The 26,086-nt window shown below is 31.5% G+C and carries 23 protein-coding genes; 19 read left to right on the top strand and 4 right to left on the bottom strand.

The window, feature by feature from the left end; all coding sequences use genetic code 11:
- Positions 1-26 precede the first annotated feature (26 nt).
- The 11 genes from gmd (at position 27) to CA2559_RS02975 (ending at position 12,590) form a co-directional block, all read left to right on the top strand.
- Positions 27-1,145 (top strand): GDP-mannose 4,6-dehydratase, encoded by a 1,119-nt coding sequence (gmd, locus tag CA2559_RS02925; RefSeq protein ID WP_013186348.1) that lies wholly within the window; start codon positions 27-29, stop codon positions 1,143-1,145.
- A 2-nt stretch (positions 1,146-1,147) separates the two neighbouring features.
- Entirely contained in the window at positions 1,148-2,236 is a 1,089-nt protein-coding gene (locus CA2559_RS02930) for a GDP-L-fucose synthase family protein (RefSeq protein ID WP_013186349.1), read from the top strand.
- Positions 2,237-2,251: 15 nt separating this feature from the next.
- Positions 2,252-3,502: an oligosaccharide flippase family protein gene (locus tag CA2559_RS02935; protein ID WP_013186350.1), complete on the top strand. Its 1,251-nt coding sequence runs from the start codon at positions 2,252-2,254 to the stop codon at positions 3,500-3,502.
- Complete coding sequence (locus CA2559_RS02940; protein WP_013186351.1) at positions 3,499-4,575, top strand: glycosyltransferase; 1,077 nt, start codon at positions 3,499-3,501, stop codon at positions 4,573-4,575. The genes CA2559_RS02935 and CA2559_RS02940 overlap by 4 nt, the downstream gene beginning before the upstream one ends.
- Before the next feature lie 6 nt (positions 4,576-4,581).
- Positions 4,582-6,000 carry an O-antigen polymerase gene (locus CA2559_RS02945; RefSeq protein ID WP_013186352.1) on the top strand — a complete coding sequence of 473 codons (1,419 nt, stop codon included), beginning with the start codon at positions 4,582-4,584 and terminating at the stop codon, positions 5,998-6,000.
- On the top strand, positions 5,997-7,223 hold the full coding sequence (locus tag CA2559_RS02950; RefSeq protein ID WP_013186353.1) for an O-antigen ligase family protein: 1,227 nt from the start codon (positions 5,997-5,999) through the stop codon (positions 7,221-7,223). Before CA2559_RS02945 ends, CA2559_RS02950 begins: the two co-directional genes overlap by 4 nt.
- Positions 7,202-8,296, top strand: a complete 1,095-nt coding sequence (locus CA2559_RS02955) for a glycosyltransferase family 4 protein (RefSeq protein WP_013186354.1) — start codon at positions 7,202-7,204, stop codon at positions 8,294-8,296. The genes CA2559_RS02950 and CA2559_RS02955 overlap by 22 nt, the downstream gene beginning before the upstream one ends.
- Positions 8,289-8,849, top strand: coding sequence for a putative colanic acid biosynthesis acetyltransferase (locus CA2559_RS02960; protein WP_013186355.1), 561 nt, complete (start codon positions 8,289-8,291; stop codon positions 8,847-8,849). The genes CA2559_RS02955 and CA2559_RS02960 overlap by 8 nt, the downstream gene beginning before the upstream one ends.
- A gap of 13 nt (positions 8,850-8,862) precedes the next feature.
- Positions 8,863-10,074, top strand: a complete 1,212-nt coding sequence (locus CA2559_RS02965) for a WcaI family glycosyltransferase (protein WP_262485279.1) — start codon at positions 8,863-8,865, stop codon at positions 10,072-10,074.
- Positions 10,075-10,245: 171 nt separating this feature from the next.
- Positions 10,246-11,235: a UDP-glucuronic acid decarboxylase family protein gene (locus CA2559_RS02970; protein WP_041241094.1), complete on the top strand. Its 990-nt coding sequence runs from the start codon at positions 10,246-10,248 to the stop codon at positions 11,233-11,235.
- A complete protein-coding gene (locus CA2559_RS02975) occupies positions 11,235-12,590 on the top strand; it encodes an undecaprenyl-phosphate glucose phosphotransferase (protein WP_041240880.1) in 1,356 nt (451 codons plus the stop codon). Before CA2559_RS02970 ends, CA2559_RS02975 begins: the two co-directional genes overlap by 1 nt.
- Here the strand turns inward: CA2559_RS02975 and CA2559_RS02980 are convergent.
- Entirely contained in the window at positions 12,587-13,753 is a 1,167-nt protein-coding gene (locus tag CA2559_RS02980; protein ID WP_013186359.1) for a glycosyltransferase family 4 protein, read from the bottom strand. The two genes, CA2559_RS02975 and CA2559_RS02980, sit on opposite strands and share 4 nt — an antisense overlap.
- On the bottom strand, positions 13,750-15,057 hold the full coding sequence (locus tag CA2559_RS02985) for a phenylacetate--CoA ligase family protein (protein ID WP_013186360.1): 1,308 nt from the start codon (positions 15,055-15,057) through the stop codon (positions 13,750-13,752). Before CA2559_RS02985 ends, CA2559_RS02980 begins: the two co-directional genes overlap by 4 nt.
- 162 nt (positions 15,058-15,219) lie before the next feature.
- Between CA2559_RS02985 and purD the strand changes: the two genes are divergently transcribed.
- Entirely contained in the window at positions 15,220-16,503 is a 1,284-nt protein-coding gene (gene purD / locus CA2559_RS02990; RefSeq protein ID WP_013186361.1) for a phosphoribosylamine--glycine ligase, read from the top strand.
- Here the strand turns inward: purD and CA2559_RS02995 are convergent.
- Complete coding sequence (locus tag CA2559_RS02995; RefSeq protein ID WP_013186362.1) at positions 16,498-16,725, bottom strand: DUF6341 family protein; 228 nt, start codon at positions 16,723-16,725, stop codon at positions 16,498-16,500. The two genes, purD and CA2559_RS02995, sit on opposite strands and share 6 nt — an antisense overlap.
- A 46-nt stretch (positions 16,726-16,771) precedes the next feature.
- On the opposite strand from CA2559_RS02995, the gene CA2559_RS03000 reads away from it, so the two are divergent.
- From CA2559_RS03000 to CA2559_RS03015, 4 genes are read left to right on the top strand one after another with little or no spacing between them, the layout of a single operon-like run.
- Positions 16,772-17,698: a DUF6427 family protein gene (locus tag CA2559_RS03000; protein WP_013186363.1), complete on the top strand. Its 927-nt coding sequence runs from the start codon at positions 16,772-16,774 to the stop codon at positions 17,696-17,698.
- Entirely contained in the window at positions 17,698-18,339 is a 642-nt protein-coding gene (locus tag CA2559_RS03005; protein ID WP_013186364.1) for a hypothetical protein, read from the top strand. Before CA2559_RS03000 ends, CA2559_RS03005 begins: the two co-directional genes overlap by 1 nt.
- 47 nt (positions 18,340-18,386) lie before the next feature.
- Entirely contained in the window at positions 18,387-18,995 is a 609-nt protein-coding gene (locus CA2559_RS03010; protein ID WP_013186365.1) for a DUF4254 domain-containing protein, read from the top strand.
- A gap of 54 nt (positions 18,996-19,049) precedes the next feature.
- Positions 19,050-20,045, top strand: coding sequence for a glycosyltransferase family 9 protein (locus tag CA2559_RS03015; protein ID WP_013186366.1), 996 nt, complete (start codon positions 19,050-19,052; stop codon positions 20,043-20,045).
- Here CA2559_RS03015 and CA2559_RS03020 read toward each other — a convergent pair.
- The gene (locus CA2559_RS03020; RefSeq protein ID WP_013186367.1) at positions 20,042-21,091 is read right to left on the bottom strand and encodes a ferredoxin--NADP reductase; all 1,050 of its coding nucleotides are present in this window, start codon (positions 21,089-21,091) and stop codon (positions 20,042-20,044) included. The two genes, CA2559_RS03015 and CA2559_RS03020, sit on opposite strands and share 4 nt — an antisense overlap.
- An 86-nt stretch (positions 21,092-21,177) precedes the next feature.
- On the opposite strand from CA2559_RS03020, the gene CA2559_RS03025 reads away from it, so the two are divergent.
- From CA2559_RS03025 to porW, 3 genes are all read left to right on the top strand, one after another.
- Positions 21,178-22,650, top strand: a complete 1,473-nt coding sequence (locus CA2559_RS03025) for a DUF5687 family protein (protein WP_013186368.1) — start codon at positions 21,178-21,180, stop codon at positions 22,648-22,650.
- A 20-nt stretch (positions 22,651-22,670) separates the two neighbouring features.
- Positions 22,671-23,366: an ABC transporter ATP-binding protein gene (locus CA2559_RS03030; protein ID WP_013186369.1), complete on the top strand. Its 696-nt coding sequence runs from the start codon at positions 22,671-22,673 to the stop codon at positions 23,364-23,366.
- A gap of 154 nt (positions 23,367-23,520) precedes the next feature.
- Positions 23,521-26,082, top strand: a complete 2,562-nt coding sequence (gene porW / locus CA2559_RS03035; RefSeq protein ID WP_049787192.1) for a type IX secretion system periplasmic lipoprotein PorW/SprE — start codon at positions 23,521-23,523, stop codon at positions 26,080-26,082.
- Positions 26,083-26,086 lie beyond the last annotated feature (4 nt).

Consider the following 26,086-nt stretch of genomic DNA (forward strand, 5'->3'; position numbering starts at 1 on the left):
AAGATGTTAATTTAAAATTTGAAATTTTGAGCCAAAAAATTGCTTTAATAACTGGAGTTACCGGACAAGATGGTGCCTATTTAAGTGAATTTCTTTTAAAAAAAGGTTATATAGTACACGGCATAAAACGAAGATCTTCTTTATTTAATACAGATAGAATAGATCACTTATATCAAGATCCACACGTAGAAAATCAAAATTTCTTTTTACACTATGGTGATTTAACAGACAGCACAAATCTCATTAGGATCATACAAGAAGTAAAGCCGGATGAAATATACAATTTGGCGGCTATGAGCCATGTGCAGGTGTCTTTTGAGATGCCAGAATATACAGCTAATACAGACGGTTTAGGTGCGTTACGTCTCTTAGAAGCTATACGCATATTAGGAATGGAAAATAACGTTAAACTTTATCAAGCCTCAACATCTGAGCTTTATGGTAAAGTTCAAGAAGTTCCTCAAACCGAAAACACTCCTTTTTATCCTAGAAGTCCTTATGCTGTTGCAAAACTCTATGCATATTGGGCAACAGTAAATTATCGTGAAGCTTATAACATGTTTGCTTGTAATGGTATTTTATTTAATCACGAATCTCCTATAAGAGGCGAAACATTTGTTACAAGAAAAATAACTAGAGCTGCGTCTAAAATTGCACTTGGATTACAAGATAAAATGTATTTAGGAAATTTAGATGCTAAAAGAGATTGGGGGCACGCTAAGGATTATGTAAAAATGATGTGGATGATTTTACAAGCTGAAGAGCCCGAAGATTGGGTGATTGCTACTGGTAAAACTACATCTGTTCGTGATTTTGTTACAATGGCTTTTGATTATCTTGGAGTTACATTAAAGTTTGAAGGAAAAGGCATTCATGAAAAAGGTATTGTAACAGCTGTTTCAAAATCAGAATACAACATTTCTTTAGGACAAGAAGTAATTGGAATAGATGAAAAATATTTTAGGCCAACTGAAGTTGAGCTACTTATAGGCGATGCTTCTAAAGCATTTAAAAAACTAGGTTGGAAACCCGATCATAAATTAGAAGACCTTGTGTATGATATGATGAAAAGTGACCTAAACCTTATGAAAAAGGAAAGCTATCTTAAGAAAGGCGGTTATACAATTATGAATTATTTTGAATAAATATGTTGAAAGATGCTTTAATATTTGTTGCAGGACATAGAGGTTTAGTTGGCTCAGCTATTGTTAACGAGCTTAAGTCTAGAGGCTATCATAATATTATAACCAGAACACATAAAGAGTTAGACCTTACCAATCAAGTTGAAACAGAACAGTTTTTTTCAGAGCATAAACCCGATTATGTTTTTTTAGCTGCAGCTAAAGTTGGTGGTATAGTAGCTAACAATACGTATAGAGGATCATTTATTTATGAAAACTTAATGATTCAAAATAATGTTATTCACCATAGTTATTTAAATAACGTTAAGAAGCTTCTATTTTTAGGAAGTACTTGCATTTACCCAAAAGATAGCCAACAACCTATTAAAGAAAATTATCTTTTAAACTCACCTTTAGAGTACACAAATGAACCATATGCTATAGCTAAGATTGCAGGAATTAAGCTTTGTGAGAGTTATAATATTCAATATAATACAAACTATATATCTGTAATGCCTACAAATCTTTATGGGTATAACGATAATTTTGATTTAGAAAAATCTCACGTACTACCAGCATTACTTAGAAAAATACATTTAGGTAAAGCCTTAGAATTAGATGATTGGGAAATTATTAAAGAAGATTTAAATAAGTTGCCTATTGGTGCTATTTCTGGAAAATCACCAAAGGAGGACATTCTTAAAGTATTAACCAGCTTTGGAATTACAAAAAAAGATGATGTTGTCTCTGTTGAAATTTGGGGAAGTGGTACACCTAGGAGAGAGTTTTTATGGAGTGAGGATATGGCTAAAGCTTGTGTCTTTATTATGCAGCAAGTTAATTTTAATGATTTAATAAAAGACAAAGGCTCTTTTATTAGAAATACCCACATTAATATTGGTACAGGAAAAGACATTTCTATTAAAGAATTAGCGTTTAGCATAAAAAAGCATTTAGGATTTAGAGGAGAATTTACCTTTAATACATCAAAACCAGACGGAACATTAAAAAAATTAACAGATGTTTCTAAACTTAATAAATTAGGTTGGTCTCACGACATTGAAACAGAAGAGGGTATTCAAAAATTATACAATTGGTATAAAGCTTCAAAGTAATTTAACTAATTGTATATGTTTAAAAACTACCTAAAAGCCAAGGAGAATAGAACAATAGCTTCTAATTACGTTTCGCTTTTAGTGCTTCAAGCCGCTAATTATATTTTACCGCTTCTTGTTTTACCTTATTTGGTAAGGGTACTAGGTACAGATAAGTTTGGTTTAATAATGTTAGCACAATCTTTAACTATCTTCTTTAATGTGTTTGTAGATTATGGTTTTAATTTAAGTGGTACTAGAGAAGTATCTTTAGCAAGAGATGACAAGAAAAAGCTTTCGGAGATCTTCTCTGCTATTTTCGTTATAAAGGCTTTCCTTTTATTAATTGCCTTTTCAATCTTTTATTTTATAATTAGTGTATTTACAAGGTTTAGCGTAGATATTAGTGTTTACCTTTATAGCTTTGGTTTAGTTATAGGGCAAGCTTTGTTTCCTGTTTGGTTTTTTCAGGGAATCGAAAAAATGAAATTTGTAACGCTAATAAATATTTTAGCTAAATCAATTTTTACTGCACTTGTTTTTATTCTAATTACAAAAGAACAGGATTATATTTATGTCCCTATATATAATTCTTTAGGCTTTATAATTGCTGGGTTACTTGGTGTGGGTTTATGTTTTAAGTACGTATATATTACGCGTCCAAAAATTGACTTAATTAAACAATTGCTATCAGATAGTACAAGTTTATTTGTATCTAACTTTGCAATAAGCCTTTATACAAGTAGTAATGTATTTATTCTTGGTATGTTTACTTCAAATACAACTGCTGGGATTTACTCTAGTATTGAAAAATTAATTTTAGCTATTAAAAATGTATATACGCCTCTTTATCAAGCATTTTATCCTTGGCTTTCTAAGCAAGGTGATTTAAAGAAAATCAATACTATTAAAAAGTTATTGCCTTATATACTTTTAGTAAGTACTATCATTTCGATCATTATTATAGTACTCGGTAAAACATTATTAGATATAATTTATGACGACAATTTAATTTCTAATTATGCAATTGTTTTTAAAGCATTAAGTTTAATCTCTATATTTTCAGGTTTAAACATGCTTTTTAACGCATTGTTTTTGCCTGCAATAAAGAAGTACAAGACACGAATGAATATTATGATTTGTGCTGGTCTGTTTAATTTAACCGTAAGTCTTGTCCTTGTAAACTATTATGGTATTTATGGGACAACAATTAGTGTTGTATTGACTGAATTTTTATTATTAATTCTCGGATATATTTACTTTAAAAAATATGCTACAGTTTCATGAGTAAACTTATTATCATACAAACTGTCATTCCAGATTATAGGGTAAAATTCTTTACCTACTTAAAAATAAAATTAGAAGATAATTTTATTTTATTTGGAGGCGAAAGATTTTTTAAAGAAACTATTACAACAGACAAAACCATTAGCTTCCACAGAGCTGTTAAAAACATCTTTTTCTTTAATAGAAACTTTTTATTCCAGACAGGGCCTTTTTGGAAATATGTTTTAAAACCAAATACCACATTTGTAATTAGCCTGAATCCTAGAAATATATCTAATTGGCTAATATTAATTTTAAGGAAAATTCTAAATAGAAAAACTATTGTTTGGGGACACGCTTGGCCAAGGTCTGGTCCTAATAGCAAAAGTGATTTGCTTAGACATTTTATGAGGTTATTAGCAAATGAAATAATTGTATATACAAAAACTCAAGAGGAAGAGTTATCATTAAAGATGCCGTCTAAACCTATCTATACAGCTAGTAATGCTTTAATTTTCAAAAAAGAAATGGTGGCTTCTACTCAAGACCTTAATGACAAGAATAATATTTTATATGTAGGCAGGTTAACAAAAGGCAAAAAACCACTTTTTTTAATAAAAGCATTTCTTACTTTACACTCATCTTTGCCAAAAAATAGCCAATTAATAATTATTGGCGATGGAGAAGAAAAAAAGGCTCTTGAGAACTACATTATAAAAAACAACATTGCTCATAAAGTTAAATTATTAGGTCATATCTCAAATTATTCTGAGCTAAAAACTCAATACGACAATGCATTGTTTAGTGTTTCTCCTGGATACGTTGGGCTTTCAGTAACTCAAAGTTTTGGGTTTGGGGTACCTATGCTTGTTTCTGAAAATGAAAATCACTCTCCAGAGATTGAAGCTGTACATCCAAATGAGAATGCGTTGTATTTTAAAACTGATGACATTGAAGACTTTAAAAATAAAAGCCTTTTATTTTTTGAGAATAAAGACTTCTGGATTAATAAACGTTCGGTAATTTGTAACTTTTGCCAAAATAAGTACTCTATTGAAGCTATGGCAGAACCCTTTTTAATGAACTTAGATTAAAGTTACATGAATTTAAGGACCTTTTTAATATTTGTGTATTTAGTAACTAGTATTCCGCTATTTCTGTTTTTTTATACAGATATAAGTGTATGGTTATCCTTCTTTGTTAATTATTTATTTATTACAGCTATTACATACTATCATTTAGAGGTTGAAAAAACATATTCTCCATTTTTATCTGCATATATAGTTTTTAATTTTTTGTTTTTTATTGTAGCTCCTATCATTCAGATTAATGCAATTGACCCAGAAGTTAATACTTTTATAAATTTTTTCCCTTACAGTTCTAATGTTGTTATTTATACTAATGCAGTAATATTATTCTTTAATATAATATTCTTTCTTAGTTATGTTCATTTTAAGAGTAAAAGAGTATATATAAAAGCCCTCCCAAAATCTCCATCTCCATTTACACCTATTATTGCAATAACTTTAGTAATAATATGTGCAGTTATTTTGATTACAAATTTTGGCTTTCTAATAAATGAAATAGAGCGAGCCAACTGGATGAAACCAGACACTTCTGTAGGGAGTTTACTTATACGTAAAAAAGTACTTTTCTTGGTCCCATTGGGTGGTGTAGCTATTTGCTTTAGCTATTTAAGAAGTAAAGTTAAATTAAGCAGAAATAGTATTATAATTTTTGGTGTAATGCTAATAATGCTATTTATACTGTTAGTGCTTAAAAATCCATTGACCGAAAAAAGAAATGCACTAGGACCTATTTACATTTCCCTAATCTATCTTTTCTTTCCGAAGATTATAAATAAAAATGCAAAGTCATTTCTGTTTTTATTTATCTCGATGATTATAGCATTTCCTCTAATCTCAGCACTTACACACTTAAGGATTACATTTCAGGAAATGATTGAACATCCTGAAGAAATTGTAGAATATCTGCAAAAAGAAGGAATATTAAGAGCTTTTAGCACCTTGCATTATGATGCTTACGCTAATATTATAGCAACTGTAGACTATGTTAAGTTAAATGGTCTAGAATATGGACATCAACTTTTAAGTTCCTTATTGTTTTTTATACCTAGAGGTATTTGGGAAGGAAAACCTTACTCAACTGGCCAGGTTGTTGGCGATCATTTAATTGAAGAATATGGGTTTAGATTTAATAACATATCTAACCCTATTGTTTCAGAAGGATATATAAACTTTGGTTGGGTTGGTGTTTTTTTAATGGCCATTGCGCTATCCTTTGCTATCATAAAACTTATGCAATGGTTAAACTCAGGCGATGCACTAAAAGAAATTATTTCATTTTATTTTGCAATACACCTATTATTCTTGCTTAGAGGAGATTTCACAAATGGCTATGCATACTTTATAGGAACACTTTTAGGCGTTGTTGTTATACCTAAAATAATTGAGAAGTGTATAACATTTAGTTTTTCTAAAAGTAAAACAAGCTCATGATGCAATTTTCTTCTAAAAACTGGTTTTATTTGGGTTGTCTAGTTATGATGTGCTCTATTTTATTGCCTTTTGACAAAAAGCCATTAGCCATTGGTGTTTTTGCTCTTTTTGCTCTCATTACTATAATAAAGAATAAATTAAAATTTAATCTCAAGTTTTTTTTAATAAATGCTTGTGTCTCAATACTTTTTTTAATTAGCCTCTTATATACTGAAAACCTTGACACCGGATTTAAAAAAATTGAGCAAACAGCATCACTATTAGTCTTTCCTTGGTATTTTGCTTTTTTAGTAAACTCTAAATACAAACTTTACGGTAACTCTAAAGTCCTTTATAAGTTATTATACGCATTTATCCTAAGTGCTATTTTACTTAACCTGTATTATTTCTTATACTTTTATTTTACAGAGTTTACGTTTGCTGACGTTTTATATCATTATTCTCATTTAATAGATGATAAGATTGAGGGTTATATGATTCATCCCATATACCTATCTATGCACTTGTGTCTTTCGCTTATATTTTTAATGTTTATACCTCTTAAACGAAATATTTTAAACTTTACAATAAGAGGTTTACTTGTGTTTCTTATAGTATTTTTTATGTTTTTAATGAGCAAGAAAGGACCAATGATAGCCATAGGTCTAATAGCTCTCTTTTATTTTTTTAAACACAACAAATCCTCATTAATTAGAGGTTTAGGAGTATCTATAATATGCCTTTGCGTATGCTTTCTTTTTATTAATGATAGAGCTAACAGAAACTTTAAAGAACTTTTTTCTATAGATACTATTGAGAACAATGTGACCTCAACTAACATTAGGTACTCTATCTATAAAAATGCTATAGTAATTTTTAAAGAAGAGCCATTAATTGGTTATGGTATTGGAGACTCTAAGAATACACTATTCGAAAAGAACAAAGAAACATCAGACCTATTATTTGCTGGGCAATATAATACTCACAATCAATATTTAAGTTTTCTACTTGCATTAGGTATAATAGGCACGACAATTATTATTATCTGTTACATAATAGTATTCAAAAATCAAAAATCAAAAAATAATTATTTGGCTATATATACTATTGCATTTTATGCTTTAGTAATGCTAACTGAAAATATTTTAGAACGCCAAGATGGTGTTATCTATTTCAGTTATTTTAGTTGTTTCTTACAAACAATATCAACACAAGAATTACCTTGGAGAAAAAACAACGTATAATAATTATTGGGCCATTCCCTAACCCTATTACCGGTCTTTCTGTTGCCAACCTTACCTTATATGAGGGTTTGCTAAACAAGAAATATATGGTTTCTAAATTAGACACATCCTACTCTAAATTTGAAGATAAAACAGGTAGTTTTAGTTTTGATAAATTATTCTTTTTCATTACAATAAGTTTCAATATAAAATGTGTTTTAAACAATGATGTTATATATATAACCATTGGTCAAAGTTTCTTCGGGGTATTAAAATATAGCTTTTATATTTTACTAGGTAAATTATTGTCTAAAGAAGTAATTATTCACTTACACGGTAACTACCTGGGTGATATGCACCACAACCTTAGTGGTTTAAAAAAACAATTAGTAAAATTTATCTTATCTAAGATAGACAAAGCTATTGTACTTTCTAAGTCTTTAAAAAATAATTTCACTCCTTTTATTGATGTTTCAAATATATATGTATTAACTAATTTTGTATCTAAAGATATTCTACTCACTAATACTGAAAAGGAGAAATTAGAAACAATAAACGAACCTCGAATAGTTTTTTTAGGTAACTTGATGACAGGTAAGGGAATTCAGTATTTTTTTGAATCTCTAGAGAGTTTAGAGTTAGAAGGTTTTAAGTTTACCGCTAAGTGTGCTGGTACAATGGACTCAAAGAAAACTGTAGAATACAACAAAAAAATAGATAGCATTAATAGCCTTGAGTATCTTGGTGTTGTTAGAGGAGAAAAGAAAAAACAGCTTTTAAAATGGAGTAATATATTAATATGTCCTTCTGTAATGGTTGAAGGCTTACCATTATCTATTTTAGAAGCAATGGCTACTGGCAACAAAATAATTGCAACAAAGCAACCAGCGCTACAAGATATGTTTAATAACACTCAAATTACATTTATTAAAAAAGAATCGTCGTTTGAAATTTCAGAAGCTATAAAAAAAGTTTCTAAGCATTCTAGAGCACAAGAGGATATTATTAAATTTAATATGAATTATATAGAAAAACTTACAACTCTAAAGTTTATTGAGGGTTTTATAAGTATTATGAATATTGAAAATGAATGAATTTCAAAAATTAGATGATTATAGTACTCCAAATGGTTTTAGAGGTAAATCAAAAGTTTACGTCCAGTTTTGGTGGATAGCACAATCGTTATTATTTAAACCATCTCCTCAATTATTTTATGGTTGGAGAAGATTTATTTTAAGATGCTTTGGCGCAAAAATTGGTAAAGGCGTTTTAATAAGATCAAGCGTTAGTATTGTATACCCATGGAAAGTTAAAATTGGCGATTACAGCTGGATAGGAGATGATGTTGTTTTATACTCTTTAGGAAAAATCAATATTGGAAAACACGCTGTCATTTCTCAAAGATCATATCTTTGCACAGGTTCTCATGACTATTTAAAAAGAGACTTTGCTATTTTTGCAAAACCTATACACATTAAAGATGAATGCTGGCTCGCAACAGATGTATATGTCGCACCAAATGTTACAATTGGAAAGGGTACCGTTGTTGGAGCAAGAAGCTCAGTATTTAAGGATTTGCCAAAAGGAAAAGTATGTTTAGGCAGTCCTGCAAAAGTTATAAAAAATAGAAGCACAGCAACATCATAAAACAATAACTCTCATTGGGATAAATTTTTATCCTGAAGACACTGCTATAGGTCTTTACTCTACACAACTCATAAATTACCTAGTTAACAAAGGGTATGCGGTAAATGTAATTACAGGTTTTCCATATTATCCACAATGGGAAGTTTGGAAATCTTATAAAAACAACCCTAATTTCATAAAAGAAGATATAAATAACATTACTATATATCGTTATAAACAGTATGTGCCTAATTCTCCGTCATTTATTAAACGTATCTTACATATATTAGATTTTAGCTTCGGCAGTTTAATCAATTCATTTAAAATAAAATCGACAGACCTTGTAATTTCAATAATACCTGTAACGCCATCAGCAGGTATAGGTTGGTTATTAAAAAAGAGATTAAATGCTAAATTATGGGTTCACATTCAAGATTTTGAATTTGATGCTGCTTTACAGTCTGGTTTAACTACAAAAAAGAAATTTAGCTTAAAAACGCCACTCTTTGGTTTGCTTTTTAAAGTTGAATCTTGGTTGCTTAACAAAGCAGATATTACCAGCACTATTAGCAATACGATGTTAGAAAAACTAAGTGCTAAAACAAAATCACCAACATATTTCTTACCTAATTGGGTAGACAATGAAAAGATAGACAAGACTTATAAAAAGCCTCATAAATATTTTTCATCTAATAAATTTAAAATTTTATATTCTGGCAATATAGGAGACAAACAAGATTGGGATACTTTTGTACAATATGCTTCAAAGTTAGATAAGCAAAGGTATGAACTCATTGTCATTGGAGACGGCTCAAAAAAAGCATGGCTAAAAGAAAACACGAAAACATTACCACAGGTTTCTCACTATGAACCTGTTCCCTATGAGGATTTAGGACATGTTCTTTCAAGTGCTCAATTGCATATTTTGTTTCAAAAAACAGAAATTGTTGATACAGTAATGCCCTCTAAAATATTAGGGATGATGGGTAGCTCTGTTCCATCTTTAGTAACTGGTAGCAGTTTATCTGAAGTTAAAAAAACAATTCAAGAGAGTGAAGGTGGTAAATACGTTGATGAAGCTGAGTTCAGTATTAATGCTCTTTTAACTTATACAGAATGTCTTTTTAATGATGAATCCTATTCACAAAAGATTGGTGAAAATGCAAAGTGCTATATCATTAGTAAATTCTCAAAAAATGTTATTTTAAAAGAAATGGAAAGTAGGATAGCAACTCTTTTAAAATAGTATACCTTAAAAAGAGTTTTGGAGTACTATATTTAATATCTTAACTTTAGTAAGACAAACATCAGCTAAACTCTTACCTATAAAAAAACATTACTTTACATTTGCTACGATTTAAAAACTACCAGGTTTAGTACTGCAAATATGCTATGCCTTAATGTAAAACAAGTTTCTATGCCAAAAAGAGTATTAATAACTGGTGCTGCCGGTTTTGTAGGATCACATCTTTGCGATAAATTTATAAACGAAGGTTGTCACGTTATTGGTATGGATAATCTCATAACTGGAGATTTAAAAAACATAGAACATCTATTTGCCTTAGAAAATTTTGAATTTTACCACCACGATGTTTCAAAATTTGTACACGTTGCAGGAAGTTTAGATTACATCATGCACTTTGCTTCTCCTGCAAGTCCTATAGATTATCTTAAAATTCCTATTCAAACATTAAAAGTAGGCTCTTTAGGAACCCACAATTTACTTGGCTTAGCTAAAGAAAAAGGTGCTCGCATATTAATTGCTTCAACTTCTGAGGTTTATGGAGACCCTAAAGTTCATCCTCAGGCAGAAACGTATTACGGTAACGTAAATACTATTGGACCAAGAGGCGTTTATGACGAAGCAAAACGCTTTCAAGAATCTATAACTATGGCCTATCACAGGTTTCATGGCTTAGAAACAAGAATTGCAAGGATTTTTAATACCTATGGCCCAAGAATGCGACTTAATGATGGTCGAGTAATACCTGCATTTATAGGACAGGCGTTAAGAGGTGAAAACCTCACAGTATTTGGCGATGGTTTACAAACCCGTTCATTTTGTTACATAGATGATCAAGTTGAAGGCTTGTATAGTTTATTAATGAGTGATTATACAGATCCTGTAAATATTGGTAATCCAGAAGAAATTACAATCTTAGATTTTGCTGAAGAAATTATTAAGCTAACAAACAGCGACCAGAAAATCATATTTAAGCCTTTACCAACAGACGATCCCTTACAAAGAAAACCAGATATTACCGTTGCTAAACGAGAGTTGTCTTGGTCTCCTAAAGTGTCTAGAGAAGATGGTATGCAAAAAACCTATGCGTATTTTAAAGGGTTAAGTGAAGAAGAGCTTTATAGAAGCGAACACAAAGACTTCTCTAAGCATATTGTAAAATAATGATTTACAGAAGAGGACGATATTCAGGATATATAAGACCATTTAATTATTTGGTCGACTTGTGTATTGTAAATTTCTTGGCTTCTCAATTTATATTGATGCCTTTAGAGTACCTCAACTACATAATTTTTGTAACTATTGGCTGGTTAATTTTATCTTTAAAACTTAGGTTTTATGATGTTTATAGGTTTACTAGAGCCACTAAAATTGCAGCTTTAGTTTTACAGCAAGCCTTTTTCTTTACCCTTATTGTTTTTTCCTTCTTTGGGTTTTATAATGAACTTAATAGGAGCGCTACAGAAATTGTAATTTATATAGCAGAAGTCATTGGGCTTATAACCCTAATTAAGTTCACCATTTTTTACTTTCTTAAGAAATATAGAGTAATTCTTGGAGGAAATTATAGGCAAACCGTAATTGTAGGTGTAAATGAAAAAACCCTTAAGCTTAAAGAGTTTTTTACCAGCAACCCAGAATACGGCTACCATTTAAAGCATATGTTCGAGGTAAATGATACCAACGAGCTAGCATTACAAGACTGTTATGAGTTTATTTTAACTAACTCCATAGATGAAATTTACTGTTCTATATCTGAGCTAAACGATGAGCAGATGAAAAGCCTTATAGATTTTGCAGACAACAATCTTAAGGTTCTCAAATTCTTGCCGGATAACAAGGAGATTTATACTAAAAAAATGAATTATGACTATTATGGGTACTTACCCATTTTATCATTACGAAGTATTCCTATAGATGATCCTATAAATCAAATAATAAAACGTGTTTTTGATATTGCATTATCCATATTTGTACTTGTCTTTATTCTTACTTGGCTCACACCTATTCTTGCCATCTTAATACAATTAGAATCTAAAGGACCTGTATTCTTTAAACAAAAACGAAACGGGTTAGACTATAAAGAATTTAGTTGCTATAAATTTAGGTCTATGAAACCTAATCCTACAGCACATATACATCAAGTTACTCGTGGTGATACACGTATTACAAAAGTTGGAAAGTTTATAAGGAAAACAAGTATAGATGAGCTTCCGCAGTTTATAAATGTATTGTTTGGAGACATGTCTGTAGTAGGTCCTAGACCTCATATGGTTAGTCATACAGAAATGTATGCAGAGCGTATAGACAAGTTTATGGTACGCCACTTTGTAAAACCTGGCATTACAGGATTAGCACAAGTAAGTGGCTTTAGAGGTGAAGTTGAAACAGACGACGATATTATTAACCGCGTAAAATATGATATTTTTTATGTTGAAAATTGGTCGCTTCTGTTAGATATTAAAATCCTACTGCTCACAATTAAAAACACTGCTAAAGGTGAAGATAAGGCCTACTAAGCTTCAATAGCATTTAATAGCTGCTGTAACTGTTTTTCAATCACAAAATGCTTTTTAGCTATAGCTTTTATTTCAATTCTATTATCTAATAAATCTTTAACTTTTAAAGTGCAGAGAGTTTCATTAAGCTCCTTATAATCCTGTGTATTAATAACATAACCCAAAGCATGTTCTTTTACAATATGCTCTCCTTCGCCACCTGCCATATAAAGTATTGGTAGCCCAAAATGGGCTATTTCAAATATTTTTGATGGCACTGAACCTAAAATAGGTCTAACTAAAGGAACTAATGCAATATGATGATTTTCATATAATGTATGTAACTCAGACTTTGAGACTTCACCATGACATATAATATTATTCTTGTTAGCACTATCTAAATATTGAAGTAGCGCTTGCTTTTCAGGTCCGTCACCATATATATGAAGCTCAACATTTTCCGGAAGCTTAATATGTTTACATAACTCCAAAATACCTTGTGCAACTCCTAATAAGCCAGCATATATGATTTTTACAGGAGCATTTATTGAAATTGTAGAGTCAGTATTAAATTTAATATCTGGAAAATTCCTGTATAACACCATTTCCTTTTGTGGATGTATGCTACGCACGTGATCTAATATTTCTTGAGATTGCCCCATAACCATATCAGCTTTTGTATAATTATAGGCTTCAATAGTTTTTAGATAGTTGTAAAATTTTCCTTTTTTTAATGCACCAAGATCCAATCCTGCTTGTGGCCATAAATCTGAAACATTTAAAATAACCTTTCTCTTCTTTGAGGCATACAGCCTTATTGCAGAATATGCAATTAGTAAAGGTGGCGATTGTATTATTACTACTTCTGCAGGCTTTTTAAAACATCTATAAAACAATAAACTCACAGAAAATGATAGCATAGAAAATAACCGTTTCCATTTATTTTTTGAGTTTGTAGCATAAAGCCATAATCTATGAACGCTAATATTAGCTTGCGCTTCTTTCCTAAAAAATGAACGCCTATAACCCTTAAAAATTTGCCCTTTTGGATAGTTTGGCAACGGACAAAGAACCGTTACCTTATATCCTTTTTTAGCTAGCAATGTAGCTAAGAAGCTAATTCTATTTGAAGCTGCTCCTGTTTCCGGAGGAAAATAATTAGTTACAATACAGATCTCTTTCATAATAAAGATTCAAACTGTTTTAATTTTCCGCTTTTGCTTCGTTTTAATTGCTCTACTCTAATAAGTTCTAAATGTAAACCTGGTTCTAAATAATTGCTCAAAGCTTCCTTTACCCTAGTTTTAAATGCTTGAGTTAGTTCTTCTTTAGAGACATATTCAATTTTAAACGAATCCAGCTTTGTTTGTTTTACAACAAATTCTTTCACATTGCCTTGATCCTCTATGACACTTTTAGTCACGTAATAAAAGGTTAAGCCTGGAACAATTTTACCGCTTGGTGTTTTAGCAATATCATTTGATCTGCCAATAAGAGACTTTAAAAATGTATGTTTTGCAGTACTATCTTCTCTCAAGATGCCTAAATCACCTATTTCATAACGTATAAACGGGTGTGCAGTATTGTAAAGACTCGTTATAACCAGTTTTCCAGGTTCACCAAGAGATACTGGTTTGTTTTGTTCATTTAACACCTCAACAAACAACGTTTCTGTGTTTATACGCCAATTGCCCTCTACATCCTGAAACGCAATAATATCCAGCTCACTAGCGCCGTATTCATTTACTATAGGAATTCCTAAATATTGCTCTAAAAGTAATTTGTCTTCCTCAAAAAGCATTTCACTTGTAACAACGCAAACTTTAAGGCTAGGGCAAATATCTTTAAGTATGATGTTTTTTTGTTTTAAATATTTAGCAAATAATACAATTACGCTCGTATAACCATTTATGTAATCAAATTGTTTAGCTGTAAATGTTTTAATATAAAACTCATGTGTTTCTTCATTTATATTAAATATTGGAAACCTATAACGTTTTGCAAAAGTGTCTTTTACACGTTCCTTATAATACCCTAATTTATCTAAAGGAATACCATAAAACCTGGCTTGGTAGGAAGTATTGAAGTCTAAGCCTAAGCCACCAAAATTCTTAATAATATTAGCCCAAGTTAAAGCATGACAAGTTTTGTCTTTAGCAAAAATGAAAGGGTGACCACTTGATCCAGATGTTTTGTTTACATATGTGTTTTTAGCTGTAAAGCCTGCACTCAAACGATCCTGAAGCGGAACCTGGAAATTACCTTTGGTTACTATTGGCACATCTGACCAATGCTTAGGCAGTTTACCATTACATAAAGATTTATAATACGCGGTGGTATTAAAGTGATGTTCTACGATGTTAAGCTTTCTCTCGTCTATATAGCTTTGGTAGTCTTTCTCAGGTATATTAACAATTTCACTTAATCTACGTTTTGCAGAATTAAGTGGATAATTATTAAGTTTTAATGAGAGGTTAAACCAGTTCACGTATAGTGTTTCAGAAAAATCGAAATTACAAACATAATTTTACTTGGTATATAAATACTCTAGTAATTCAGTATTAAAAATATGTATACAATTAATCTAAATTGCATAGCATTAGCTTTCTCCCTACATCATTAATTCTCTATTTTTGCAAAAAACAACAGTATGAATATTCTTTTATTAGGCTCTGGAGGAAGAGAGCACGCTTTTGCTCATAAACTTATTCAAAGTCCGCAGTGCGATAATCTTTTTGTTGCTCCAGGAAATGCAGGAACAGCAGCTATCGCTAAAAATTTAGACTTAAGTGTTACTAATTTTCAGGCTATAAAAGACACTGTGTTAACACACCAAATTAATATGGTTGTTGTTGGTCCAGAAGATCCTTTAGTAAATGGTATTTATGATTATTTTTTAAAAGATGACTTACTTAAAGATATTCCTGTTATAGGACCATCTAAAGAAGGTGCCCAATTAGAAGGTAGTAAAGATTATGCAAAACAATTTATGTTTAGACATAACATACCTACTGCAGCTTATGAGAGTTTTACTGCAGCTACTGTTGAAAAAGGACACGATTTTTTAGAAACATTAAATCCTCCATACGTATTAAAAGCAGATGGTTTGGCTGCAGGAAAAGGTGTTTTAATTATAAACGACCTAACGGAAGCAAAAGAAGAACTTACCAATATGCTTACCAACAAAAAGTTTGGTGAGGCAAGTACAACTGTTGTTATTGAAGAATTTTTAGATGGTATTGAGCTAAGTGTTTTTGTGCTTACAGATGGCAAAAATTACATTACATTACCTACAGCTAAAGATTACAAACGTATAGGTGAAGGAGATACTGGTTTAAATACTGGTGGTATGGGTGCTGTTTCTCCTGTTCCCTTTGCAGATGAAGCATTTATGCTAAAAATTGAAAATGAAATTGTTAAGCCAACTGTTAACGGTCTTAATAAAGAAGATATTGATTATAAAGGTTTCATTTTTATAGGATTAATTAATGTAGATGGCCAACCTAAAGTTATAGAGTATAATGTAAGAATGGGAGATCCTGAAACAGAAGTTGTACTTCCTAGAATTGAGTCTGATTTGCTTGAAGCTTTTGTGAAACTTTCTCAAGGCAAATTAAACGACATTACACTTACTATTAACCCAGATACAGCTGCAACTGTTATGGCTGTTTCTGGAGGATATCCAAAAGCTTACAATAAAGGCTTAGCAATTTCTGGTCTTGCAGATATTAAAGATAGTATTGTATTTCAAGCTGGAACTGCACAAGACAGTAACGGAATTGTTACAAGTGGTGGTCGTGTTCTTGCTGTTACTTCTTTTGGTAAAAACCACAAAGAGGCATTAAAAAAATCCTACCAAAACATTGAAAATATCAAGTTTGATAGGATGTATTATCGTAAAGATTTAGGTTTAGACCTAGATAAGTATTTATAAGAATGAATGAGCAGAAACATCTGTTCTGTCTTCATTGTTGTCTTTAAAGATACGTAGTTGCTTTAACCAGTAAAAGAAAGCCACAAAAGTAATTAAGATAAAAATCCAAGACATAAAGTTTGCTAACCACCAGCTTTCTAGCTCTAGGTTTGCTAATGCGTTATAAGGAGCTAAAAGAATAGTTTCAAAAAACCATTGTATGCCTGTAAAAAAATCTTCCATGATATCAATGTATTATATTTACAATGCAAAAATAGCAAAATAACGTATGCTCACAAGGTTTTTTGGGCAATCTAAGCCTATAAATTTTTTATTTGTAGCCATCTATATGATGGTCTTCTATATCGTTGCTAACAGATTAGTGTTTTTTGGAGGGTCATCTTTTATAACAATCCTTAAAGAAGTTGCCTTACTTCTACTCTACGTTGTTGGTATGGTCATTCTAAATTTTATTGCAAAGAAAAACGACCTAAACAAGGTAAATACCTATAAAATAATACTTTACGCTTGCTTTACTGTGTTGTTTATTAATTTATTACAAAACAATAGTGTCATTAGCGCCAATATTTTTGTCATCTTAGCCTTGCGAAGAATTATAAGCTTAAGGACAAATAAAGACATTAAAAAAAAGATTTTTGATGCAGCTTTCTGGATTTGCATTGCTTCTTTATTTCAATTCTGGACAATCTTATTTTTAATCATTGTGTATTTTGGAATACTATTTCATTCTAACAGAAGTTGGAAAAACTTTGCAATCCCTATTACCTCTGTAAGTTGTGTCGCTATTTTAGCTACAACGTATATGTTACTAACTCAAGACAGGTTTTTCTTGTTTTCAGATTGGTTTCAGTTTTCAAACTTCAACTTTACCAAACTTAATACAATTACTATTTTACTACCTATTAGCGTAGTGCTTGCTATGGTTGTGTGGGTGTCTGGTTCTTATTTAAAGGCAATTCAAAATGCTTCTATTTCACAAAAACCATCTATGTATTTAATACTCATGACATTATTTGCATCTATGGCAATTGCTATCTTTTCTCCTTTTAAAAATGGAAGTGAGCTTTTATTTATGTTTGCGCCACTTTCTGTAATGACTGCAAAATATTTTGAGAGAGAAAAAGAATTTTGGTTTAAAGAAGTTCTTCTTTGGCTACTTATTTTAATGCCTATACTTATTCCCATAATCTTTTAATGGCGTATAACATAAACCATATAGAAGCTGAGCTAAAACACCGTTGGAACTACAAATACCAATGGTTTAGAAAACAGGAAGACATATGGGACAAACGGTCAAGATTTATTTACAACACTAAATCTTGGGAGGCACTAGTTCTTAAAATGAAACATGCTGTTGAAACCTATGGCTTCGAAAAAAGACCTTTCTTTTATTATACCATAAACAGGTGGTATAATTTCTGGAGTGCCAAAGCTATTGAACAATTATTTTGTAATCATACTGCTGTAACACCAGAAGTAAACAAAAAGCACAAACACATAGATTTTTATATAAATAAAACGCCTTTTGATCATAAAACGACAGTGTTCCCAAAGGGGTTTGGACACACGTTAGATTATGCTATAAATCACGAAGAGGAACTAATTTCTTGGCTCTATGAACACCAATCTAGTCAAAGTAGACTACACTATAAAAATAGATTATTTGTTATAATGTATGCTAAGGATAATGCACACTGGAAATTAAAAGCAAATTTAAATTGGCTTAAGCCTAAAATTACTGAGTTTTTAAATCAAATAAGTGAATCAAGCCTTTATGAGTTTCAATTTGAGGACAATTATAAAACCAAATCTAGAATACTTTGGGCTATAGAATAAGACATAAATAGATTTATAATACCTTTACAAAAATTAATACCCGTTCTATGTTTTCAGAAAAAGCAAATAAAATATTTAAGCAAGTTATAGATAAATACCACGTTGTAAATACGGTTGACCAAGCATTTGAAAACCCATACAGCAACGAAGATGAACTTTTAGAGCATTTGCTATATAGAAAATGTTGGATAGACACTGTACAATGGCATTACGAAGACATAATTCGTGACCCACAAATAGATCCAGTAGCTGCACTTAAACTTAAAAGACAGATTGATGCTTCTAACCAAGATCGTACAGATATGGTAGAGTACATAGATAGCTATTTTTTAGAAAAGTATAAAGATGTAACTCCTAAAAAAGATGCTACCATTAATACAGAAAGTCCTGCTTGGGGTGTAGATAGATTATCTATCCTTGCCTTAAAGGTGTATCATATGAATGAAGAAAGCGTTCGTGAAGATGCTACTGAAAAGCACCGCATGCAATGTCAACAAAAATTAAATGTTCTTTTAGAGCAACGCACAGATTTATCTTCTGCTATCGATCAATTACTTACAGACATTGAAAATGGAGATAAGTACATGAAAGTGTATAAGCAAATGAAGATGTATAATGATGATGATCTTAATCCTGTATTAAGAAACCAAAAGTAAAATCCTTTTTTGGAGCCTTTACCAAAACATATACTAGTCATTAGGTTTTCTGCAATGGGAGATGTGGCTATGACAGTTCCTGTATTAAAACAATTTGTAAATACATATCCTAACGTAAAGGTAACAGTTGTAACAAAGCCTTTTTTTGCAACTCTTTTTAAAGACATTCCAAATACAGAAGTTTTTAAAGCAGATGTTAAGCAAAAGTATAAAGGTGTTTTTGGGCTTTTTAAATTATACAAGCAATTAAGATCTCTACAAATAGATGCAGTCGCAGATTTGCACAATGTTTTACGCAGTAAAATATTAAGAGCTTTTTTTAAGCTTGGAGGTATTTCCACATTTAAAATTGACAAAGGTAGAGTCGATAAAAAAGCACTTACTCGAGATAAAAACAAAGTCTTTAAACCACTTAAGTCTACTCACGAAAGGTATGCTGATGTGTTAAGGGCAATTGGCTTTCAGATAAACTTGAAGCCGATACCAAAGAACACCACAACGCTTAATCCTGAGTTAGTACACCTTTTGCAACCTTCTCTACATAAGCTTATTGGTATTGCTCCCTTTGCTGCACACCAAGGTAAACAATACCCTTTAGATAAGATGGTTGCTGTAATTGAAACCCTTTCGAAAAAAGACCACACTAAAGTATTATTATTTGGAGGTGGTTTGGCAGAAATTGAAGTTCTTACAAAGATTGCCTCTCAATATGACAATGTAATCTGTTTAGCAGGAACACTTGAGTTTAAAGAAGAGCTACAAGTAATCTCTAACCTAAACCTTATGATAGGAATGGATAGTGGTAATGGGCATTTAGCAGCAATGTTTGGAGTGCCCGTACTAACAATTTGGGGTGTTACACATCCTTATGCTGGTTTTGTGCCATTTGGACAACCTGAAGCAAATCAACTTATTCCAGACTTAGAGAAGTTTCCTAAAATACCAACTTCCATTTATGGCAACAAAGTCCCTAATGGTTATGAGGATGCTATGTTAAGTATTCCTGTAGAAAAAATAACAAAAATGGCTATTCAAATTATTGAAGCCTAAACCTCATCAAAGTCTACAACTACTTTTGGGGTAGTTGGATGCGCTTGGCAGGTTAAGATTAAACCTTCTGCAACCTCATCATCTGTAAGAATTTGGTTTTTGCGCATTTCCGCTTTCCCTTCGGTTAAACGAGCAATACAAGAACTACAAATACCTCCTTGACAAGAGTAAGGCGGATCTAAGTCTTGATTTAGAACAGCATCTAATATAGATTCACTCTTTTTCATAGTAAATGTTGTTTCCTCATCATCTAACATTACTACAACTTCTGTATTTCCCTCTAAATCTGCTTCAATAGAGCCTTCTGTGTTAGAGGTAAACAATTCAAAATGAATGTTTTCTTCAGAAATATTATTTTCTTTTAAAACATCTGTTACATTTTCAATCATTTTTTCAGGACCACATAAGAACACATCTTTAAATGTATAATCCTTGTATCTGTTTTTTACTATAAAGTTAACTGTGCTTTTTTCTATTCTTCCAAAGTGGGAAGCATCCTCTTGAGACTGGCTGTATACAAACTCTATAAAAAGTCTGCTTGCATAATTGGCTTGTAACTCTAACAACTCTTTATAAAAAATTGTTTCTTGAGGTGTCCTGTTTCCATATACCAAAACAAACTTAGATGTTGGTTCTTCCTCTAAAGCAGTTTTTAATATAGATAGTATAGGCGTAATACCACTACCAGCAGCAAAAGCCGCATAGTTATGCTGAGATGTGTTATTTGGCTCGTAAATAAATTTACCTTCAGGAGTGTGCACCTCTAAACTATCTCCAACTTTTAGTTTATTATTAGCATAGGTAGAAAATGTACCATCTTCAACTTCTTTTACTGTTACCTTTAACTCGCCACTCTTAGGTGTAGAGCAAAGCGAATAAGACCTTCTAATCTCTTCGCCATTAAGCATCATTTTAAATGTAAGATATTGTCCTGCCTTAAACTTATAATTGTCTTTTAGTACACTAGGAACTTCAAAAACTAAACTTACCGCTTGTGGTGTTTCTCGAATGATATCTTTAATTCTAAGAAATTGAAATGCGTCCATATTAAAAAATTAGAGTGCAAAAATACAAAGTCATTGTAACATATTTGATAAATTCGACACTTGTATAGTGAAAAAACTCTCAAAACATGATCAAACGGTTCATCTCATTAGAATGGAAACAGTTTAAAAGATCCTCTTATTTTCAAAAAGGATTAGCAATAAAAATCCTTTTAATTTTTGGAGCACTCTATTTTATGACTGCTGCCTTTTTTCTTGGTATTAGCGCCTTTTTTATGGCAGAAGAGTTTGTAAAGGATGTTGATCCTTTTGTGACCATTAACAACTATGTTATTTATTGGTTTTTATTCGACTTGGTGTTTCGATTTTTTATGCATCAACTTCCTGTAATGAATATAAAGCCTTATATGATTATCCCTATTAAACGAGAAACTGTTATACACTACCTTTTAGGGAAAACTACAATTTCGTTTTTTAATCTTTTACCGTTATTCTTATTTGTACCAATAACTGGTGTGTTACTGTTTAAAGGTTATGCTGCGCTTTCTGCATTAACTTGGTTGATAAGCATGTTAGGAATAACATTATGTAATAACTTCTTAAACTTTTTAATTAATAAGAACAACGTTTTCTTTTACAGTCTACTATCGGTATTGGCTATTTTTATAGGGTTAGAATTTTATGATATTTATAAAGTATCCAAGCCATTAGGTGTTGCATTTTATAGTCTTTACACGCAACCTTATTTAGTTATCATTCCTTTAATAGCTGCATTTGGACTTTACAAGGCTAATTATAGTCTTGTAAGAAGTGGTTTTTACCTAGATGGTGCAATTTCTAAAAAAACAAAAGCAGTAACCACCGAAAACTTATCATGGTTAGACCGTTTTGGAAGTATAGCTGTCTTTCTTAAAAACGATATTAAACTTATTAAGAGAAACGCAAGGCCTAAGCAAGTCCTAATGATGTCTTTTATCTTTTTATTTTATGGGCTTATATTTTATACTCAAGAAACTTATAGAGAGATGCCAGTATTCTTAGCGTTTGCTTCAATATTTGTCACAGGTGGTTTCCTTCTTTCTTTCGGGCAATTAGTACCTTCTTGGGATAGCGAATATTATAAGTTGCTTATGAGCCAAAACATACCTTACAGAAAGTACTTAGAATCTAAATGGTATTTAATGGTTGTAGCTGTTGCAATTTCTTTCATTTTAAGCACACCATATATTTATTTTGGTTGGGATATTTATGGAATGATAGCTGCAGGCGCACTTTTTAATATTGGATTAAACAGCTTTATAACCTTGTTTGGTGGCGCCTTAAATAGAGTTCCTGTAGAGTTAAATGTTAAGGCAAAAGCATTTAGCAATACACAAGGATTTAACCCTACACAATTATTAATAGCCTTACCAAAAATGATTGGTCCTATGCTTATTTTTTATGTGCCCTACAAGCTTATAGATTTTAATGCAGGCATAATAGCACTAGCCATTAGTGGTATTTTAGGCATTGCGTTAAAAGGCGTTTTTCTTAATAAGATAGAAGCCGTTTACCAAAAAGGAAAGTATAAAACTATTGCAGCTTTCAACGAAAAAAAATAACCTAACAAGAATTGGATATTATGATCACCACAACAAACTTATCAAAATCATATAACGGCGCAACTGTTTTAAATGTTGAGCATTTAGAGATTCCTAAAGGCGAAAGCTTTGGTCTTGTAGGTAATAATGGCGCAGGAAAAACCACATATTTCAGTTTACTTTTAGACTTAATAAGACCCACTACAGGACATATAGAAAACAATGCTATAATAGTAAATGAAAGCGAAGACTGGAAACCGTTTACATCATCATTTATAGATGAAAGTTTTTTAATAGGTTATCTAACTGCTGAAGAATACTTTTATTTTATTGGCGATTTAAGGGGCCAAAACAAAGCCACAGTTGATGCCTTTTTAGCAGATTTTGAAGATTTTTTTAATGGAGAAATTTTAGGGCAGAAAAAATACTTGAGAGACCTTTCTAAAGGAAATCAGAAAAAAGCAGGCATAATTGCAGCACTTATAGGTAACCCACAAGTTATTATTTTAGATGAACCTTTTGCCAATTTAGATCCTACAACTCAAATTAGACTAAAAAGATTAATGAAAGAGCTTACTGAAAACAGAGAAGTAACGTTATTGGTTTCCTCTCATGACTTGCTTCATGTTACAGAAGTGTGTGAACGTATTGTGGTGTTAGAAAAAGGAGAAGTTGTTAAAGACTTAGCTAAATCTCCCGAAACACTAAAAGAATTAGAAGAGCATTTTAACAGATAGCAACTTAAAATACACTCTATAATTCAGTACAATTCTATGTTTTAAATTGTAAAATCTGCTTATTTCAAAAAAAGTACCTTATTTTTACGACCCGTGATACTAAAGTAGGCGGTTTTCAGTTAGTTATAGTACACAAAATAAGCGCTTTTTGATTTTGAAATCTACGCATAAATACATCATACTTTCCTTAACACTTTTACTTCTTGTAGGGTGTTCTAGAAAAAAGGACAAATTTATAAACCGTGGTTGGCACGCTATGACAGCCTACTACAACACTATGTTTAATGGCAAACAAGCTATTATACAAGGTGAAGCAGAGCTTGAGGCCTCTTTTAGAGATAACTATTGGGCAATACTGCCTGTAGAGCGGTTACAAATAGAAGAGCAAGCCTTATTACAAGGAGAAACCAAGAATGCAAATTTTGAACGTGCTGAAGAAAAAGCAACTAAAGCCATTCAAAAACATAGCATGTACATTGATGGCGAGGAAAATAACCCTCAGATGGATGAAGCTTTTATAATGTTAGGTAAGGCGCGCTATTTTGATGGTCGTTTTATACCGGCACAAGAAGCCTTTAACTATGTGCTTAGACGCTATCCTACTAGTAACACAATTACAGAAGCTCGTGTTTGGAAAGAAAAAGTAAATATTAGACTAGACAACAACGAACTAGCTATTGAAAATTTAAAAGAAATTCTTGAAGAAGCTGAAGAAGAAGATCTAAACAAACAAGCTGTTGCAGAAGCAGCTGCAATGCTTTCTCAAGCCTATATAAACCTTCAACAATTAGATAGTGCTATAATGCCAATTAAATTGGCTTCAGAAACTATAGATGATAAAGAAAAACAAGCACGATATACGTTTATAAAGGGACAACTTTATAATAATATTGGTAAAGTAGACAGTGCCAATATTGCATTTGATGAAGTTATAAAGCTTAACCGAAGCATTCCTCGCAGATATCTAATTAATGCTTATGTTGAAAAAGCAAAGAACTTTGATTTAGATAAAGGCGATAAAGCTGAATTTGAAGAATTGCTTACACGCCTTGAAACATATTATGAAAACAGACCATATCTAGATAGAATATATTTGGTTATGGCAGACTACTATCAAAAACTAGACTCTACAGATCTTGCTGTTACTTATTACAATAAATCTTTAAGAACACAATCTGCAGATAATTATTTAGTTTCAAGAAACTATTTAAGGCTGGCCGAAATAAATTTTGACAATGCAGAATATAAAGAAGCTGGTAATTATTTTGACAGTACACTAACCAACCTAGATAATACCACAAGAGAATTTAGGACCATTACAAAACGTCGTGTTAATCTAGACGATGTGATTCTTTATGAAGGCATTGCAAGAGCAAACGATAGTATTTTAAATGTTGCTAATTTATCTGCAGAAGATCAATATTCATATTACCAAACCTATGCAGATGGTCTTAAAGCTACTGCCATAGCACAAGCAAGAGCAGAAGAGTTACCAGTTACTGGTGCAACAAACTCCTTTTACAATAAGCAAACCAACTCTCGAGAGTTAAAAGGAATAGGTGGTCCTAAAGTAAAAGGTGATTTTTACTTTTACAACCCTACAACTGTGGCTTACGGAAAACAGGAGTTTGAAAAAGTTTGGGGCAGTCGTAAATTAGAAGACAATTGGAGAACTGGCGGTTCTGTTTTTTCTAATACAGAAACAGAAGAAGAAGATATAGATCCTATTGCAGCTTTAGAGGAAGATCCGAGATTTGACCCTCAAACCTATGTAGATTTAATTCCTAAAAACCAAAAAGTACTTGATAGTTTATCTACAGAGCGTAATTTTGCCTACTACCAATTAGGTCTTATTTATAAAGAAAAGTTTAAGGAATACAGTTTAGCTTCAGAAAAGCTTGAAGGCTTATTAAACAACAATCCAGAGGAACGCTTAATATTACCTTCTAAGTACAATCTGTATAAAGTTTACGAAACCACTGGAGATACTGCCAATGCAGATCGTGTAAAGAACGATATTTTAAATAATCATCCAGAGTCCAGGTATGCTTCAATTTTAAGAAACCCAGAATCCTTAAAGAATGATGAAAATAGTCCAGAAGCTATTTACGCCACGTTATACAAACAGTTTCAAGAGCAAAATTATGCTTTAGTATTAGAAAAATCTGAAGAGTATATTCAACAATTTACAGGAGATGATATTGTTCCTAAATTTGAGTTATTAAAAGCTTATGCTGAAGGCCGTTATCTAGGATTTGAAGCTTACAAAGAAGGTTTAAATTTTGTAGCCCTTAACTATCCACAAAGTGATGAAGGTAAACAGGCTGCCAAAATTTACAAACAATCTATTCCATCGTTAGAATTTAAGGAATTTGAAAAAGATGGTAAAGAAGGTGAGTTTAAATTAATTTATCCAATAGACAAAAACGACACTACAGTTGATGCAAAAGCACTTAGGGAAAAAGTAGATAAAGCTATTGAAGATTTAGGGTACACTAACCTGTATACATCTTATGATGTTTATAATCCTTTCCAAAACTTCCTAGTAATACATGGTTTAAACAGTAGCCTTGGTGCAGAAGGATTTGGCGAGCTTTTAAAAGACAACAAGAATTATAAAATTACAAATGAGTTTTTTGGTATTTCTTCAGAAAACTATACTATTGTACAGATTCATAAAAATATTGATGCTTACAGAGAGTTTTCAACTCAATAAATAG

It is taken from the genome of Croceibacter atlanticus HTCC2559, from assembly GCF_000196315.1.
GTDB lineage: Bacteria > Bacteroidota > Bacteroidia > Flavobacteriales > Flavobacteriaceae > Croceibacter > Croceibacter atlanticus.